Origin of the sequence: Curtobacterium sp. SORGH_AS_0776, assembly GCF_031453355.1 — a bacterium.
Taxonomy (GTDB): Bacteria; Actinomycetota; Actinomycetes; order Actinomycetales; family Microbacteriaceae; genus Curtobacterium.
On record NZ_JAVIYU010000001.1, the window covers coordinates 324,968 to 340,863 of the forward strand.

Here is a 15,896-nt window from a genome sequence, read left to right on the forward strand (position 1 = left end):
CGTGGGGGAACAGAACGGTCGAGGACGTGTTCAGTGGTTCGGTGCGCTCAGGAGGCGAGGACCTCGTCGAGGACGGTCGATGCCTTGTCCTCGTCGGTCTTCTCGGCCAGCGCCAGCTCGGAGATCAGGATCTGCCGCGCCTTGGCGAGCATCCGCTTCTCCCCCGCGGACAGGCCGCGGTCCTGGTCGCGGCGCCAGAGGTCGCGGACGACCTCGGACACCTTGATGACGTCACCGGAAGCGAGCTTCTCGAGGTTCGCCTTGTAGCGACGCGACCAGTTCGTGGGCTCTTCGGTGAAGGGGGCACGCAGGACCTCGAACACCTTGTCGAGGCCTTCCTTGCCGATCACGTCACGGACTCCGACCAGGTCGACGTTGTCCGCCGGGACCTCGATCGTGAGGTCACCCTGGGTGACCCGCAGCTTCAGGTAGACCTTTTCCTCACCCTTGATGACGCGCGTCTTGACTTCAGAGATGGTTGCCGCCCCGTGATGGGGGTAGACGACGGTCTCGCCGACCTCGAATTGCATGTATCAGGCTCCGTTCCGAGACACCCAGTTTACCACAAGCGTTGTTCGGGTAAGGGGCGCCTAACAACTGGCACCCCCGCTGATCGGTAGGATGGTGCCGGACCGTCCGGTCCACAATCGTGATCTTCCGGAGGAATCTCTTGCGAGCTCGGGTACTCGTGTCCGTCGCCGTTGCGGCAACCATCGCGCTCGGCGCCACCGGCTGCGAGTTCATGTCGCCCGCACAGACGACGGAGATCAAGCAGATCACCGACGGCGTGAACGTGTCGACCGGCAAGGTGGACATCCGCAACGCGCTCCTCATCGCGGACGACGCCGACGGCGCCCGGTTCGTGGGCACGATCGTGAACAACGCCGAGCGGGACGACATCACCCTCTCGATCGAGGTCGGCGGGGACACCCAGACCGTCACGGTCCCGGCGAACACGCACATCGACCTCGGCGGGGCCGCGGAGCCCTCCGAGCAGGCCACCGCCTCGACGGAAGAGGGCGACGGCACCACGCAGGGCACGGCCGCCGGCGACTCGCGCGAGGTCGTCTTCGACGACGCCGACACCAAGCCCGGCTCGCTGGTCAAGGTCTACTTCTCGTACTCGGGCGCCGAGGGCGTCTCGGCGAGCGTCCCGGTGCTGACCAGCCAGCAGGAGGAGTACGCGACGCTCGCGCCGACCTCCTCGCCGGAGCCCACCAGCGAGATCACCCTCCCGGTCGAGACGCCCGCGGCCACGCCGACGGACGACGCGACGCAGGACGCCGGCAACTAGCAGCAGACGCACGCACAGGAGGCGCGGTGCCGGTCCCAGGGACCGGCACCGCGCCTCCTGTGCGTCAGCCGACCTCGCGTCAGCCCTCGATGCGGTAGCCGAGCCCGCGGACGGTCACCAGGATCTCCGGCGCGCTCGGCACGCGCTCGATCTTCGAGCGGATGCGCTTGATGTGCACGTCCAGGGTCTTCGTGTCGCCGAAGTAGTCGGAGCCCCACACCCGGTCGATGAGCTGCCCCCGGGTGAGCACGCGCCCGGCGTTGCGGAGCAGCAGCTCGAGGAGCTCGAACTCCTTGAGCGGCATCGGCGTCTCCGAGCCGTCCACCGCCACGGTGTGCCGCTCGACGTCCATCCGGATGCCACCGACCTGCAGGATCCCGCTGTCCGCGGGGTCGTCCTCGGTCCGGCGACGCAGGACCGCACGGATGCGGGCGAGGAGCTCGCGGGTCGAGTACGGCTTCGTCACGTAGTCGTCCGCGCCGAGCTCCAGCCCGACGACGATGTCCACCTCGGAGTCCTTCGCGGTGAGCATGATGATCGGGATGTTCGAGCGGGTCCGGATCTGTCGGCAGACCTCGGTGCCGGAGAGTCCCGGCAGCATCAGGTCGAGCAGCACCAGGTCGGGGTTCTCCGCGTCGAACTTCGACAGCGCGGTAACGCCGTCCGCAGCGACGGAGGTGTCGTACCCCTCGCGCTGCAGCAGGAACTCCAGGGGCTCGCTCAGGGCCGGCTCGTCGTCGACGATGAGGATCTTGGTCACGATGGCTGCTCTTCCAGTTGCTCTTCGAGTGCTGTGGTCAGTTCCGGGTCCGCCTCGGGCAGGCGGATGGTGAAGGTCGAGCCCTTGCCGGGCTGCGACCAGACGCGCACGTCCCCGCCGTGGTTGCCGACGACGTGCTTCACGATGGCGAGGCCGAGGCCGGTGCCGCCCGTGGCACGGGACCGGGCGGGGTCGACGCGGTAGAACCGCTCGAACACCCGGTCGAGGTCGGCCTCGGGGATGCCGACGCCCTGGTCGGTCACCGCGATCTCGACGAAGCCCTTCGCGGACCGGACGCCCACGCCGACGCGGGTGTGGTCCGGGGAGTACTTGACCGCGTTGGCGATGAGGTTCGACACCGCGATCTGCAGCAGGGCGGGGTCGCCCATCACCCGCAGCTTCGACTTCTTCGCCCGCACGAGTTCGATGTCCCGGGCGCGGGCGACGATCTCGTTCGCGTCGACGGCGGCCTGCACGATGCGGTCGATCGACGTCTCCTCGCTGTTCTCCAGCGTGTCGACGGACTGCAGCCGCGAGAGTTCGATGATGTCCTTCGTCAGGGCGGCCAGCCGCTCCGACTCGGTGACGAGCTGCGCGGCGAACTTCCGCACGTGCTGGGGTTCGTCCGCGGCGGCGACGAGGGTCTCGGAGAGCAGGCCGATCGCGCCGATCGGGGTCTTCAGCTCGTGCGAGATGTTCGCGACGAAGTCCCGCCGGACCTCGTCGATGCGCCGGGTCTCGGTCAGGTCGTCGGCCGTGACGAGCACGTACCGGTTGCCGAGCTGCGCGGCGCGGAAGCTCAGGTAGCCGATCTGGTCGCTGCCCCGACCACGGGGCAGCTCGAGGTCCTCGGCGCCCATCTCCCCGCTCTTGCGCACGCGGTCGACGAGGTCGACGAGCTCGCGGTGCACGAGCTTCCGCCGCACCACCAGCCCGACCGTCAGTGCCTGCGGCGAGGCAGCGACGACCGTGTTCGAGGGGTCGACCACCACGGCCGGGTTGTGCATCGTGGCGATGACCGCGGCGACGCCGTCGGGCAGGGTGCGTTCCGCCACGTCGGCAGCACGAGCCGTGCGCTCGGCGGTGATGATCAGCACCACGACGCCTGCTCCGAACACCCCGCCGAGGAGCATCGACAGTGGCACGAGCCACGCGTTGTCCATGCCGTCAGTGTAGGGATGGTCATGCGGGGTTCCGGTACCGTTCACCGTCTGCGGAAGGCCGGATCGCGAAGCGTTCAACCGCACGTCACCGTTCGTTCACCTGACGTGACGACACTCGACCGGTACGCAGAGAGAGGTACTCCCCCATGCGCGAAGTCTTCCAGCAGGAACTTCAGGACGTCCAGGAGCGACTGACCGAGATCGCCGGGCTCGTCGAGTCCGCCATCACCCGAGCCACGCAGTCGTTCAGCGAGTCCGACGTGTCCCTCGCCGAGGAGGTGATCGCCGACGACGCCAAGATCGACGAGGCGGCGAACAGCCTCGACGAGATCGCGATCGACATCCTCGCGCGCCAGGCCCCGGTCGCCCGCGACCTCCGCGTCGTGGTCACCGCCCTGCGCGTCAGCTCGTCGCTCGAGCGCATGGGCGACATGGCAGAGCACATCGCCCAGCTCACCCGGCAGCGCTTCCCCGAGAAGGTCGTGCCGAAGGGCCTCCGCGGCACCTTCAAGAAGATGGGCCAGCTCGACGTCGCGATGGCGCAGAAGCTCACGCGGCTGCTCGCCACCGAGGACATCGCCCTCGCCGGCGAGATCCGCGACGAGGACGACGCCATCGACGAGCTGCACGCGAGCGTGTTCGACTTCGTGCTCGGCGAGACCTGGAAGGGTGCGCCGATCGACACCGTCGACGCGACCCTGGCATCGCGGTACCACGAGCGCTTCGCGGACCACGCGGTCTCGATCGCCAAGAAGGTCGAGTACCTGGCGACGGGTGACTGGGCCGGCGCGTCCTCGGTGACGGTGTCGCCCGCCTGACCCGACGCTGTGGCGTCACCGAGCCGGACGGACCACACGGTCCGCCCGGCTCGCTGCGTTCCGCTCGGCTCGCTGGGTTCTGACAGGATCGACGCATGGCCCAGGTCGCGATCATCGTCAACGGCATGCCCGGTTCCGGCAAGAGCACCATCGGTGCCGCCCTCGCCGAGGTGCTCGGCTGCCCGTTCCTGTCGAAGGACCGGATCAAGGAGCCCCTCGCCGACCTCGTCGGCCCGATGATCGCGTCGCGTCCGCTCGGCGCCATCGCGATGGAGACGATGTGGTCGATGGCGCAGGCCGTCGAGAACGGGGTCGTCCTCGACGCCGTCTGGCTGCCGTCGCGGGACCGCGGACTCCTGGAGGCGCGGCTCGCCTCCGCCGGGTCGCCGCGCGCTGTCGAGGTGTGGTGCGACACGGACCGGGCCACCGCCGAGGACCGGCTGCGCGACCGGTACGACCCGGGCACCGTGCCGGTGCGCCACGAGGTGCACGGGGACCTGGCCGACGTGCTCGCGTTCTGGGACGAGCACGGCGACGCCGCCCAGCCGGTCGGCCTGCCGGGCGTCCCGGTGGTCCGCGTCGACACGACGAAGCCGTACGACGTCGGCGCCCTGGTGCAGGAGATCGCCTCCCACTTCGTGTGAACGCACAGAACGCGCAGAACGCCCCGCCCGGTCAGTCCGGGCGGGGCGTTCGTGTGTGCAGCGCTGCTACTTCTTTGCGCCCTGCGCGGCCACGGCGGCGGCTCCGGCAGCGGCGGCCTCGGGGTCGAGGTAGTACGCCGGCTTCGTCGGACGGAAGTCGTCGTCGAGCTCGTACACCAGCGGGATGCCGGTCGGGATGTTCAGGCCGGCGATGTCCTCGTCGGAGATGCCGTCGAGGTGCTTCACGAGCGCCCGGAGCGAGTTGCCGTGCGCCGTGACGAGGACGGTCTTGCCCGCGCCGAGGTCCTTCGTGATGTCGGACTCCCAGTAGGGCAGCAGGCGGTCGATCACGAGCTTGAGCGACTCGGTGCGGGGCAGCTGGTCGCCGAGGTCGGCGTAGCGGCGGTCCCCGAACTGCGACCACTCGGCGTCGTCGGCGATGGGGGGCGGCGGCACGTCGAACGACCGGCGCCACTCCATGAACTGCTGCTCGCCGTACTGCTCGAGCGTCTGGGCCTTGTCCTTGCCCTGCAGGTCGCCGTAGTGGCGCTCGTTGAGGCGCCAGTCGCGCTTCACCGGCAGCCACGCCAGGTCGGCCTGGAGCAGCGCGATGTCGGCCGTCTGGATCGCGCGGGTGAGGAGCGACGTGTAGAGGACGTCGGGGACGATGCCGGACTCGGCGATGAGGTCGCCGGCGCGCTTCGCCTCCTTCTCGCCCAGCTCGCTGAGCCGGACGTCGACCCAACCGGTGAACAGGTTCTTCTGGTTCCAGTCACTGTTGCCGTGACGGAGCAGGACGAGCGTGGAGGTCATGCCCCGAGTCTACCGAGCGCCGTGCAGCCGGTCCCCGGACCCGTACCCTGGTCGGCATGCCCATCGGGAACGTGACGCGCGGGACGACCGGGTACAACCGGCTCCGCCGCGTCGACCGGTGGATCGCCACGCTGCCGGCCCTCCGTCGGAGCGCCGACCCGCTCGTCGCCGACGTCGGGTACGGGGCCTCGCCGACGACGACGCTCGAACTCCGGGACCGCCTGGCCGCCGTCCGCCCCGACGTCGAGGTCACCGGCATCGAGATCGAGCCGGCCCGGGTGGCCCTCGCGAACGCCGGCACGCGGGACGGGGTGACGTTCCGGCTCGGCGGGTTCGAGACACCGACACCGGGGAACCGCCGGCCCGCCGTGATCCGCGCCTTCAACGTGCTGCGGCAGTACGACGAGTCCGCGGTTGTGGAGTCCTGGCGGATCATGCAGGACCGCCTGCAACCGGGCGGCGCGCTCGTCGAGGGGACCTGCAACGAGGTCGGGCGGGTGGCCTCGTGGGTGACGCTCGACGACGTCGCACCACGCACCTTCACGGTGTCGCTCCGGCTGGCGGGGCTCGACGTCCCCTCGGTCGTGGCCGAACGGCTGCCGAAGGCCCTCATCCACCGGAACGTTCCCGGCGAGCGGGTGCACGCGTTCCTCGGCGACCTCGACCTGGCGTGGGCGGTCGCGGCGCCGCTCGGCACGTACGGCCCCCGGCAGCGGTGGATCGCGACGGTCCGGGGCATGCGGGACCGGGGGTGGCCGGTGCTGCACGGGGTGACGCGGTGGCGGCTCGGCGAGCTCAGCGTCCCGTGGGCCGCGGTGGCCCCGGCCTGACCAGCCGGCGCGCGCCGCGGGACCCCGAGACTCGGCCGGGCGGACAGTTTCGTGGCCCTGATGGCGCGAACGTGTCCGCGGAGCGGAGACTCGGGGCCGGGCGCCGGGCGCCGGGGGGCCGGCGCCGGCTACGAGCGGCGGACGGCGCCGAGGCGGGGCAGGCGCGGGACGTCGGCGGTGGCGCCGGCCCCCGGCGGCACGATGACCTCTTGCGTGGCCGACACGACCACGTCGTCGGCGCTGAGCGTCAGCGTGGCGGCGGGGTCGAGGGAACGCTTCACGACCGCGAGCCCGATCGGCCCGAGCTCGTGGTGGATGCCCGACGCCGTCAGGCGTCCGACCTCCTTCTCGCCGGAGACGACCGGCGTCCCCGGAGCCGGCAGCACGCCGTCCGATCCGTCGAGGTGCAGCATGACGACCCGGCGCGGCGGGTGTCCGAGGTTGTGGACCTTCGCGACGGTCTCCTGCCCCCGGTAGCAGCCCTTCGACAGGTGCACGGCGGACCGGAGCCAGTCGAGCTCGTGCGGGATCGTGCGCTCGTCGACGTCGGACAGCGAGGGTCGCCAGGCGGCGATGCGCAGGGCCTCGTACGCGAGGAGTCCCGCGACGGGTTCGTCCGACGCGGCGATCGCGCCCGCGGTGCCGGGGGTGACCACGGCGATGCGGAGGGTCCAGTCGGAGGCGGGGTGCGCCTCCTGGTCGGCGTAGCCCCACCCGCCGGGCGTGACGGACGCCCACGGGTCGACCCACTCGGCGACCGGGGTCTCGGGCAGGTCGGTCGACGCGAACGGCGCGGACTCGCCGAACCAGCCGATCGTGGCGAAGTCCGCCGAACGGTCGGCGACCTCGACGCGCAGCATGAACCGCATCGAGTCGAGCCACGCAGCGAGCGGTGCCGCGTCGGCGGGCTCGGTCAGCAGCCACGCCACCGACCCGTCGTCGACGACGCGCGCCGCGTGCTCGACCCGACCGGACTGGTCGAGCACGAGCGTCTCGGTGCTCACGCCGGCGGCGAGCCCGGTGAGCAGCTGCGAGGTGATCGAGTTGAGCCACGACAGACGGTCCGGGCCGGTGACGGTGACGACACCGAGGCCGAGTTCGACGACGGCACGGCCGCGGGCGAGCAGACGCTGCTCGCCGAGCGGGTTGCCGAAGTGCGCGGCGGGGCCGGATTCCGTCGCCACGAAGCCGGCGCGGCCGGCGAAGGCGGACATCAGTCGACCTTCGCGAGCTGCCCCGAGGCGTGCGAGGTCAGCTCCTTGCCGAGTGCGGCGATGTCCCACGCCCAGAAGAGCTTGCCCTCGACCAGGCCGTAGAGCCGGGTGGCCGCGGAGTAGTCCTTGGCGTTCGGCGAGCGCATCACGGCGTCGGTCGCGAGGTCGATGCGGCCCTTGCGGACCCGCCCGACGTAGAGCTCGTTGACGCCGGTCGGGTGGATGATCGCCGCTTCGACGTCGAAACCGTCCGTGGTGTTCCGCAGCGCCTCGACGCTCTCGACGGTGCCGAACGGCGTCGGCCCCTCGCCGAGGAGCATCGCCGGGCCGCGGTCACCGGGCTCGGACGGACGGTCGATCCGCCAGTAGCCCATCTCGGCCGCGAGCGGGGTGTGCTCGTCGTCGAGCAGCCACGTCGTGGAGGAGTAGTTGAGGTAGGGCAGACCGTCGTGGCTGAAGCTCACGCGCTGGCCGAACTCGTACTTCCGGGGTTCGTCCTCGTCACCGACGGGGTACTCGACCACACCGGTGCCCTCCCAGACGCCGACGAGCCACGACAGCGGGACGAGTTCCGGCGCGAGGCCCTCCGGCAGTTCGATCAACGCTGACCCTTGAACAGCTTCACGACGACGGTCACCGAGACGAACGCGATCGCGAGCGACGCGAGGCCGAGCAGGCCCACGTAGAAGAGCTCGAGCGCAAGCAGCGAATCCATGGCTGGAGTCTACGCGTCACGCCTGACGGCGCCAGGCGGACGGCGGCGCGTCAGCGCACCAGCAGGACCACCGCGGTGACGAGCACGACGACGAACGCCCCGGACGACGCGATGCTGATCCGCTCGACCAGCCCGTCCTTCGTCGCGGTGATGAGCTGCAGCACGAAGCTGACCAGCACGCAGAGCACGAACACGAGCAGCAGCCACGCGAACGAGTCCTTGTCGGTGAGGGTGAGGACGAGCACGGCGCCGACGACCGCGAGCAGCCAGACCGGCAGCACGGACGTCAGCCGGAGGCGGCGCTGGTCGGTGGGCTGAACAGGCTCGGTCACGCGCCCCATCATGACAGGGCCGCGTGCCGAAGGTGCCCGGAACGCGTCCCCGACCGTCCGGCCGGGAGGGATGCTTCCCGAGCATCACTAGGATGTGTGCACGACTCCCCCACGCCCTGGAGGTCCTGTGGCCCAGCTCCTGGTACTCACCTCAGCCGCGCCCGGCGACGTCCTGCCGAGCCTCGGACTGCTGAGCCACCGGATCCGCCACGTCCCCGCCGAGGCCGCACAGCTGGTCAACGCCCCGCAGAGCGACCTCATGTTCGTGGACGCCCGGACGGACCTGGCGAGCGCCAAGGCCCTGTGCAAGATCCTCGCGACGAGCGGCTCGACGACGCCGATCATCCTGGTCGTCACCGAGGGTGGTCTGACCGCGGTCAACAGCGAGTGGAACGTCGACGACGTCGTGCTCGAGACCGCCGGCCCGGCCGAGGTCGACGCCCGCATCCGTCTCACGGCCGGTCGCGCGTCGAAGAACCAGACCGGGTCGAAGATCCAGGCGTCCGGTGTCGTCATCGACGAGGCCAGCTACTCGGCGAAGGTCCGCGGTCGGCCGCTCGACCTCACCTTCAAGGAGTTCGAGCTCCTCCGCTTCTTCGCCACGCACCCCTCGCGGGTCTTCACCCGCGAGCAGCTCCTCAGCGAGGTGTGGGGCTACGACTACTTCGGCGGCACCCGGACGGTCGACGTGCACGTGCGGCGCCTCCGCGCGAAGCTCGGCGACCTCGAGTCCCTCATCGGCACGGTCCGCAACGTCGGGTACCGCTTCAACGTCTACGACGACGAGGCCGACCGGCTCGCGAGCCAGTAGTGGTCGACCTGTCGCGCTTCGTCGTCCCGGGCGAAGCGCCGCCGTTCTCCGACCAGACCCTGGTCGACGTGCGCGCCGGTCGCGCGACCGTGCTCGGCGACGAGCGCGGGGTCGCCGTGGTCCGTGACGGCGAGCTGGAACTCGTGGTCGCCCAGGAGGCGCGGGGCCACGGTCTCGGCACCGCCCTCGCCCGGCAGGCGCTCACCCCGGGCGGCGGGGCCGCTCCCGTGGACGGGTCGGCCCCTCGGCTCGCGTGGGCGCACGGGGACCACCCCGCTGCCCGAGCACTCGCGGCCCGCTTCGGCTGGACGGCGGTCCGCACACTCCTGCAGCTCCGCGCCGCGATCGCGTCCGTCGCCCCCGACCCCGCGGTGCCCACCGGCTGGTCCCTGTCGTCGTTCCGGACGGGCGACCCCGCCGACGAGGCCGACTGGTTGACGCTCAACGCCGCCGCGTTCGCGCACCACCCGGAACAGGGCCGGATGACGCTCGACGACCTGCGCGCCCGCGAGGCCGACGACTGGTTCTCCGGCGACGACCTGCTCCTGCTCCGCGACGACTCCGGGCAGCTCGCCGGGTCGTGCTGGCTCAAGGTCGAGGGCGACACCGGCGAGTTCTACGCCGTGGCCGTCCGACCCGACCTGCAGGGCCGGGGACTCGGCGGCGTCCTGATGCGCGCGGGGACGGCACGCCTGACCGGCCGGGGCCTCTCCGCCGCGGCGCTCTACGTCGAGGGCGACAACGCCCCGGCGCTGGCCCTCTACCGCCGATCCGGGTTCGAGCAGTACTCGATCGACGTCCAGTACGCGGCCGGCTGACGCTCCTCCACACGGCGTCGTTCACCGCCCGTTTCCACAGCGTCCACGTGCGGCCCTCCTGGCGCAGGGGGCGGGTGGCAGGATGTGGGCATGGACACCGAACCGCAGCTCGACGGCGACTCCGTCGCACCGGACCTCGACGACTTCGACGAGGTCGTCGAGATCGAGCACGAGTCGCTGCCCACCGACCGCTACTTCGACCGTGAACTCAGCTGGCTCCGGTTCAACCAGCGCGTGCTCGAACTCGGCGAGGACCGCACGCAGCCGCTCCTCGAACGGGCGAACTTCCTGGCGATCTTCGCGTCCAACCTCGACGAGTTCTTCATGGTCCGGGTCGCCGGCCTGAAGCGCCGCATCGACACCGGCATCGCCGTGCCGACCAACGTCGGTCGCGCACCGAGCGACGTGCTGCGCGACATCGCGACGAAGGCGCACGAGCTGCAGGACCGCCACGCGCAGGCGTTCATCGGGTCGCTCAAGCCGGACCTCGACGCGGCTGGCATCCACATCGAGCACTGGTCCGACCTCGACGAGGCCGACCGGCTCCGGATGCGCGAGTACTTCAACGAGCAGATCTTCCCGGTGCTCATGCCGCTCGCGGTCGACCCGGCGCACCCCTTCCCGTACATCTCCGGGTTGTCGCTCAACCTCGCGGTGCGCGTGCGCAACCCGAAGTCGCAGCGGCAGGAGTTCGCGCGCCTCAAGGTCCCGCAGAACTTCTCGCGGTTCATCAAGCTGCCGGACGACGACTCCGGGCTGCTCCGCTTCATCCCCCTCGAAGACCTCATCGCGAACCACCTCGACGACCTCTTCCCGGGGGATGGAGGTCCTCGAGCACCACGTGTTCCGGGTCACCCGCAACGAAGACGTCGAGATCGAGGAGGACGAGGCCGAGAACCTCATCCAGGCCCTCGAGCGCGAGCTGCTCCGTCGTCGGTTCGGGCCGCCCATCCGTCTCGAGATCACCGAGGACATGGACCCGGTGACGCTCGACCTGCTCGTGCGCGAACTCGACATCACCGAGCAGGAGGTGTTCCGCCTGCCGTCGCCGCTCGACCTCGGCGGCCTGTTCGAGATCGCCAAGATCGCCCGCCCGGACCTGCACTACCCGAAGCACGTGCCGACGACCCCGGTGCAGTTCCAGCCGGGCGAACCGAACACGAAGCCGGACCTCTTCCGCGCGATCGCGGCCAAGGACGTCCTCGTGCACCACCCGTACGAGTCCTTCGCGACGAGTGTGCAGGCGTTCCTCGAGCAGGCCGCGGCCGACCCGAACGTGCTCGCGATCAAGCAGACGCTCTACCGCACCTCGGGCGACAGCCCCATCGTCGAGGCGCTCATCGACGCCGCGGCCGCGGGCAAGCAGGTGCTCGCACTCGTCGAGATCAAGGCGCGCTTCGACGAGCAGAACAACATCACGTGGGCCCGCAAGCTCGAGAAGGCCGGCGTGCACGTGGTCTACGGCCTGGTCGGGCTGAAGACGCACTCGAAGCTCGTGCTCGTCATCCGGCAGGAGGGCGGCACGCTCAAGCACTACAGCCACATCGGGACGGGCAACTACAACCCGAAGACCTCGCGCATCTACGAGGACATGGGGCTCTTCACGTCGGACGACACCGTGGGCAAGGACCTCACGCGCCTGTTCAACGAGCTGTCGGGCTACGCGATCGAGAAGAAGTTCAAGCGCCTGCTCGTCGCGCCGCTGCACCTGCGGAAGGGCCTGCTCAAGCGCATCACGACCGAGGCGGACAACGCTCGAGCCGGCAAGCCCTCGGGGATCCGCATCAAGGTCAACTCGATGGTGGACGAGCAGATCATCGATGCGCTGTACCTGGCGAGCCAGGCCGGTGTGCCGATCGACGTCTGGGTCCGCGGCATCTGCTCGCTCAAGCCCGGCATGGAAGGCGTCAGCGACACCATCCGGGTGCGCAGCGTCGTCGGCCGGTACCTCGAGCACTCGCGGGCGTTCGCGTTCCACAACGACGGCGACCCGGCCGTGTTCATCGGCTCGGCGGACATGATGCACCGCAACCTCGACCGCCGCGTCGAAGCGCTCGTGCGGCTGTCCGACCCCGGCCACGTGAACGAGATCCACGAGATGTTCGACCTCGCCATGGCGGACACGACGAGCTCGTGGCACCTCGAGTCGGACGGCGAGTGGACGCGCCACTCGACGGACGAGGACGGCCGACCGCTCGATGACGTGCAGAATGTCCTCATGCGGAAGATCTCGGCGCGGAAGCGCTCCACTCGGTGAGCGGCGGCTCCTCAGGGCCGGTCGTCGCTGCGGGTGCCGTCGTCTGGCGTGAACAGGACGGCGTCCCGCTCGTGCTGCTCATCCACCGCGACCACCACAAGGACGTCTCGTTCCCGAAGGGCAAGGTCGACCCGGGCGAGAGCGTCCCGACGACCGCCGTGCGCGAGATCGACGAGGAAACCGGCTACCGCGTGCACCTCGGCGCTCCCCTGGGCACGGCCGAGTACGTCCTGCCGAGCGGCCGCGACAAGGTGGTGCACTACTGGTCCGCCCGCGTCCCCGCGAAGGAGTACGAGCGCGCCGGCAAGTTCCGCCCGAACGACGAGGTCGCCTCGGTCGAGTGGGTCACGCTCGACGACGCCCGGCACCGACTGACGTACGAGCGCGACGTCGCGATCCTCGACCGGTTCGCCGACCGCGTCGCCGCCGGGGAACACCGCACCTTCGCCCTCATCGCCCTCCGGCACGCCAAGACGGTCCCCGGCTCGGAGTGGAACGGACCGGACGCCACCCGTCCGCTCCTGCCCGTCGGCCGGTCGCAGGCGAAGTCGGTCGCGTCGCCGGTGGCCGCCTTCGGTCCGAAGAAGATCGTCAGCAGCACCGCGGCCCGCTGCCTCGCGACGGTCGAACCGCTCTCCGACCGGACGCACCTCGGGGTCTCGAGCACGCCGGACATCAGCCAGGACGCCCACGACCGGGGTGCCGCCGACGTCAAGGGCGTCGTGCAGAAGCGTCTCGACAAGGCGAAGACGACGGTCCTGTGCTCGCACGGGCCCGTGCTGCCGGACATCATCGCCCGCATCGCGACCGCGACGGCCGACGAGTCCGGCCGGTTCGACCTCCGCCGTGCCGCGATGCTCTCGGTCGGCGACTTCTCGGTGCTGCACATCGCCGACGGCAGGCTCGTCGCCGTCGAGACGCACCGCAACCCCGTCTCGGCGTAGGCCGAGCGTCCGGGCCGAGCCGCGCCTCCAGGCCTCTGCGGTGTGCATGCGCACGCATGCGCCCGCGCACGGCGCGGCGTTCCCGATCCTGCACCCGCGCGCGCTCCGACGCACGGCGCCCCGTCCAGGACAACCCCTCGTTCACCTCCCGTTCACCAGGGCGGGTGATCCCCGTCACCTCGCGTCCCTACAGTCGCTCCCGGGTCAGCACCGGCCCACGGGACCAGCAGCGGTCCCACCTGCACTGACATTCCCGAAGGGACCCCTGTGAACATCAAGCGAATCGGTACGGTCGCGGCAATCGCGATCGCCGGCGCGGTCGTGCTCTCCTCGTGCGCGGCGAACGAGGACGCGGGCAACACGCCCTCGTCCAGCTCGAGCTCCGGCACCGACTACTCGAAGCTCTCGGGCACGCTGACCGGCTCGGGTTCGTCCGCCCAGCAGACGGCCGAGGCCACCTGGGCCGCTGGTTTCCAGAACGTCGCCTCCGGCGTGACGGTCAACTACTCGCCCGACGGTTCGGGCGCCGGCCGCAAGAACTTCATCTCGGGTGCCGCCGACTTCGCCGGCTCCGACGCCGCGCTGAAGGACGAGGAGCTCGCGGGCTCGTTCGCCCTGTGCGCCGCGGACTCGAAGGCCATCGACATCCCGGTCTACATCTCCCCGATCGCCATCGCCTACAAGGTCGACGGCGTCAAGGACCTCACGCTCGACGCGAAGACCATCGCGGGCATCTTCTCGGGCAAGATCACGAAGTGGAACGACTCGCAGATCGCCGACCTGAACAAGGACGCGACCCTGCCGGACGCGAACATCACGGTCGTGCACCGCTCCGACGACTCGGGCACCACGCAGAACTTCTCCGAGTACGTCGCGGCGAACGCCAAGGACGTCTGGACCGAGGCCCCCAGCCAGACCTTCCCGTACCAGGTCGGCGACAGCGCGAAGGGCACCTCGGGTGTGGCCTCGGCCATGGCCAGCGCCTCGAACGCCATCACCTACATCGACGACTCCGGCGCGGGTGACCTCGACAAGGCGAAGCTCATGGTCGGCGACAAGGCCACCGAGATCTCCGCCGAGGGTGCTGCCAAGGTCGTCGCGGACTCCGAGACGGTCCTCCGGCCGCGCGGACAACGACCTCGCGATCGACATCAACCGCACCGACACGGCCGAGAACGCCTGGCCGCTGGTGCTCGTCTCCTACGCGATCGCCTGCCAGGAGTACAAGGACGCCGACAAGGGCAAGCTCGTGAAGGGCTACCTCGACTACGTCGTCTCGAAGGACGCGCAGGACGCCGCCGCGAAGGAGGCCAAGTCGGCCGCCCTCTCGACCGACCTCGCCGAGAAGGCCGCGAAGGCCGTCGCCTCCATCAAGTAAGACACCCTGAGCGCCCGGACGCCGGTCCCACCCACCTGACCGGCGTCCGGGCCCTCGCCGGTCCGCTCCACGCTCCGAGCGGACCGCGCACCACCGGACACCCCCGACCCGTCGCCTCCCCCGGCGTTCCTCCGACAGGAGTCCCATGACGACCGCACCGGCCCAGCCAGTGGCCCCCGTCACCCCCAAGCCGAAGCCCGTCGTCCGCATCGGCGACCGCGTCTTCTCCGCCGCGTCGGTCATCGCCGGCGGGCTCATCCTCTTCGTGCTGGTGCTCGTCGCCGCCTTCCTGGTCTGGCAGAGCATCCCGGCGTTCTCCGCGAAGGTCGGCGAGCTGCCGAACAGCGCCACGAACTTCTGGGACTACGTCGGCCCCCTCGTTTTCGGCACCGTCTGGTCCGCGCTCATCGCGCTCGTGATCGCCGTGCCGCTCGCCCTCGGGATCGCGCTCTTCATCTCGCACTACGCACCGCGGCGGCTCGCCCCGGTGCTCGGCTACGTGATCGACCTGCTGGCCGCGGTGCCGTCGGTCGTCTACGGCCTCTGGGGCATCGTGGTGCTGGCGCCGTTCGTGAAGCCGTTCTACGTCTTCCTGAACACCTACCTCGGCTGGATCCCGCTCTTCTCCGGGCAGGTGTCCGGCACGGGTCGCACGATCCTCACCGCGTCGATCGTCCTCGCCGTCATGGCCATCCCGATCATGACCGCGGTCATGCGCGAGATCTTCCTGCAGGCACCGCGCCTCAACGAGGAAGCGGCCCTGGCCCTCGGCGCGACCCGGTGGGAGATGATCCGCCTGTCGGTCCTGCCGTTCGCCAAGTCCGGCATCGTGTCCGCGATCATGCTCGGCCTCGGTCGTGCGCTCGGCGAGACGATGGCGATCGCGCTGGTGCTGTCGGTGTCGACGAACGTCACCTTCCAGATGCTCACGTCGCTGAACCCCTCGACGATCGCGGCGAACATCGCCCTGCAGTTCGCCGAGGCGTCCGGCACGGCCCTGAACGCGCTCATCGCGTCGGGTCTGATCCTCTTCGTCATCACCCTGGTCATCAACATGCTCGCGCGGTACATCGTCCGCAAGCGAGTGAGCTGAGAGGTACGACCC

Annotated in this window: 15 protein-coding genes and 2 pseudogenes; 10 read left to right on the plus strand and 7 right to left on the minus strand. The window is 70.3% G+C overall.

Annotated features, from left to right (window positions below):
• Window positions 1–47: 47 nt before the first annotated feature.
• Entirely contained in the window at window positions 48–530 is a 483-nt protein-coding gene (locus QE359_RS01625; RefSeq protein WP_017888066.1) for a CarD family transcriptional regulator, read from the minus strand.
• A gap of 158 nt (window positions 531–688) precedes the next feature.
• Here QE359_RS01625 and QE359_RS01630 point away from each other — a divergent pair, with 158 nt between their 5' ends.
• Entirely contained in the window at window positions 689–1,294 is a 606-nt protein-coding gene (locus QE359_RS01630) for a hypothetical protein (RefSeq protein ID WP_071295879.1), read from the plus strand.
• A 79-nt stretch (window positions 1,295–1,373) separates the two neighbouring features.
• On the opposite strand, the gene QE359_RS01635 is transcribed toward QE359_RS01630, so the two are convergent.
• Window positions 1,374–2,054 carry a response regulator transcription factor gene (locus tag QE359_RS01635; protein WP_022906624.1) on the minus strand — a complete coding sequence of 227 codons (681 nt, stop codon included), beginning with the start codon at window positions 2,052–2,054 and terminating at the stop codon, window positions 1,374–1,376.
• The gene (locus QE359_RS01640) at window positions 2,051–3,217 is read right to left on the minus strand and encodes a cell wall metabolism sensor histidine kinase WalK (protein ID WP_229085273.1); all 1,167 of its coding nucleotides are present in this window, start codon (window positions 3,215–3,217) and stop codon (window positions 2,051–2,053) included. Before QE359_RS01640 ends, QE359_RS01635 begins: the two co-directional genes overlap by 4 nt.
• 146 nt (window positions 3,218–3,363) lie before the next feature.
• Between QE359_RS01640 and phoU the strand changes: the two genes are divergently transcribed.
• A complete protein-coding gene (gene phoU / locus QE359_RS01645) occupies window positions 3,364–4,035 on the plus strand; it encodes a phosphate signaling complex protein PhoU (RefSeq protein WP_309777147.1) in 672 nt (223 codons plus the stop codon).
• Window positions 4,036–4,130: 95 nt separating this feature from the next.
• A complete protein-coding gene (locus QE359_RS01650; RefSeq protein ID WP_309777148.1) occupies window positions 4,131–4,679 on the plus strand; it encodes an AAA family ATPase in 549 nt (182 codons plus the stop codon).
• A 66-nt stretch (window positions 4,680–4,745) separates the two neighbouring features.
• On the opposite strand, the gene QE359_RS01655 is transcribed toward QE359_RS01650, so the two are convergent.
• On the minus strand, window positions 4,746–5,492 hold the full coding sequence (locus QE359_RS01655; RefSeq protein WP_070417798.1) for a phosphoglyceromutase: 747 nt from the start codon (window positions 5,490–5,492) through the stop codon (window positions 4,746–4,748).
• A gap of 56 nt (window positions 5,493–5,548) precedes the next feature.
• On the opposite strand from QE359_RS01655, the gene QE359_RS01660 reads away from it, so the two are divergent.
• Window positions 5,549–6,322 carry a methylase gene (locus QE359_RS01660; protein WP_070417797.1) on the plus strand — a complete coding sequence of 258 codons (774 nt, stop codon included), beginning with the start codon at window positions 5,549–5,551 and terminating at the stop codon, window positions 6,320–6,322.
• Between the two features lie 128 nt (window positions 6,323–6,450).
• Here the strand turns inward: QE359_RS01660 and QE359_RS01665 are convergent, their stop codons facing one another.
• The 3 genes from QE359_RS01665 to QE359_RS01675 all read right to left on the minus strand — a co-directional run bounded on the left by QE359_RS01665 (window position 6,451) and on the right by QE359_RS01675 (window position 8,583).
• Window positions 6,451–7,536 (minus strand): folate-binding protein, encoded by a 1,086-nt coding sequence (locus QE359_RS01665; protein WP_309777149.1) that lies wholly within the window; start codon window positions 7,534–7,536, stop codon window positions 6,451–6,453.
• A complete protein-coding gene (locus QE359_RS01670) occupies window positions 7,536–8,138 on the minus strand; it encodes an FABP family protein (RefSeq protein WP_071295875.1) in 603 nt (200 codons plus the stop codon). The genes QE359_RS01665 and QE359_RS01670 overlap by 1 nt, the downstream gene beginning before the upstream one ends.
• Window positions 8,139–8,301: 163 nt before the next feature.
• Window positions 8,302–8,583, minus strand: coding sequence for a hypothetical protein (locus tag QE359_RS01675; protein WP_083403399.1), 282 nt, complete (start codon window positions 8,581–8,583; stop codon window positions 8,302–8,304).
• 127 nt (window positions 8,584–8,710) lie between these two features.
• On the opposite strand from QE359_RS01675, the gene QE359_RS01680 reads away from it, so the two are divergent.
• The 6 genes and pseudogenes from QE359_RS01680 to pstC all read left to right on the plus strand — a co-directional run bounded on the left by QE359_RS01680 (window position 8,711) and on the right by pstC (window position 15,884).
• Window positions 8,711–9,394, plus strand: a complete 684-nt coding sequence (locus QE359_RS01680; protein WP_309777150.1) for a response regulator transcription factor — start codon at window positions 8,711–8,713, stop codon at window positions 9,392–9,394.
• Window positions 9,394–10,212 carry a mycothiol synthase gene (mshD, locus tag QE359_RS01685; RefSeq protein WP_309777151.1) on the plus strand — a complete coding sequence of 273 codons (819 nt, stop codon included), beginning with the start codon at window positions 9,394–9,396 and terminating at the stop codon, window positions 10,210–10,212. Before QE359_RS01680 ends, mshD begins: the two co-directional genes overlap by 1 nt.
• A 90-nt stretch (window positions 10,213–10,302) precedes the next feature.
• Window positions 10,303–12,469, plus strand: a pseudogene (locus tag QE359_RS01690) (RNA degradosome polyphosphate kinase).
• A complete protein-coding gene (locus tag QE359_RS01695) occupies window positions 12,466–13,413 on the plus strand; it encodes an NUDIX hydrolase (protein WP_229085269.1) in 948 nt (315 codons plus the stop codon). Before QE359_RS01690 ends, QE359_RS01695 begins: the two are co-directional and overlap by 4 nt.
• Window positions 13,414–13,680: 267 nt before the next feature.
• Window positions 13,681–14,791, plus strand: a pseudogene (locus QE359_RS01700) (phosphate ABC transporter substrate-binding protein PstS).
• 145 nt (window positions 14,792–14,936) lie between these two features.
• Window positions 14,937–15,884, plus strand: a complete 948-nt coding sequence (gene pstC / locus QE359_RS01705) for a phosphate ABC transporter permease subunit PstC (RefSeq protein ID WP_071302101.1) — start codon at window positions 14,937–14,939, stop codon at window positions 15,882–15,884.
• The last annotated feature ends 12 nt before the right edge of the window (window positions 15,885–15,896 follow it).

Bases quoted from the DNA above. Each gene is read 5' to 3' on its own strand.
- QE359_RS01625 (WP_017888066.1), bottom strand. From the start codon at position 530: ATGCAATTCGAGGTCGGCGAGACCGTCGTCTACCCCCATCACGGGGCG.
- QE359_RS01640 (WP_229085273.1), bottom strand. From the start codon at position 3,217: ATGGACAACGCGTGGCTCGTGCCACTGTCGATGCTCCTCGGCGGGGTG.
- phoU (WP_309777147.1), top strand. From the start codon at position 3,364: ATGCGCGAAGTCTTCCAGCAGGAACTTCAGGACGTCCAGGAGCGACTG.
- QE359_RS01650 (WP_309777148.1), top strand. From the start codon at position 4,131: ATGGCCCAGGTCGCGATCATCGTCAACGGCATGCCCGGTTCCGGCAAG.
- QE359_RS01655 (WP_070417798.1), bottom strand. From the start codon at position 5,492: ATGACCTCCACGCTCGTCCTGCTCCGTCACGGCAACAGTGACTGGAAC.
- QE359_RS01660 (WP_070417797.1), top strand. From the start codon at position 5,549: ATGCCCATCGGGAACGTGACGCGCGGGACGACCGGGTACAACCGGCTC.
- QE359_RS01665 (WP_309777149.1), bottom strand. From the start codon at position 7,536: ATGTCCGCCTTCGCCGGCCGCGCCGGCTTCGTGGCGACGGAATCCGGC.
- pstC (WP_071302101.1), top strand. From the start codon at position 14,937: ATGACGACCGCACCGGCCCAGCCAGTGGCCCCCGTCACCCCCAAGCCG.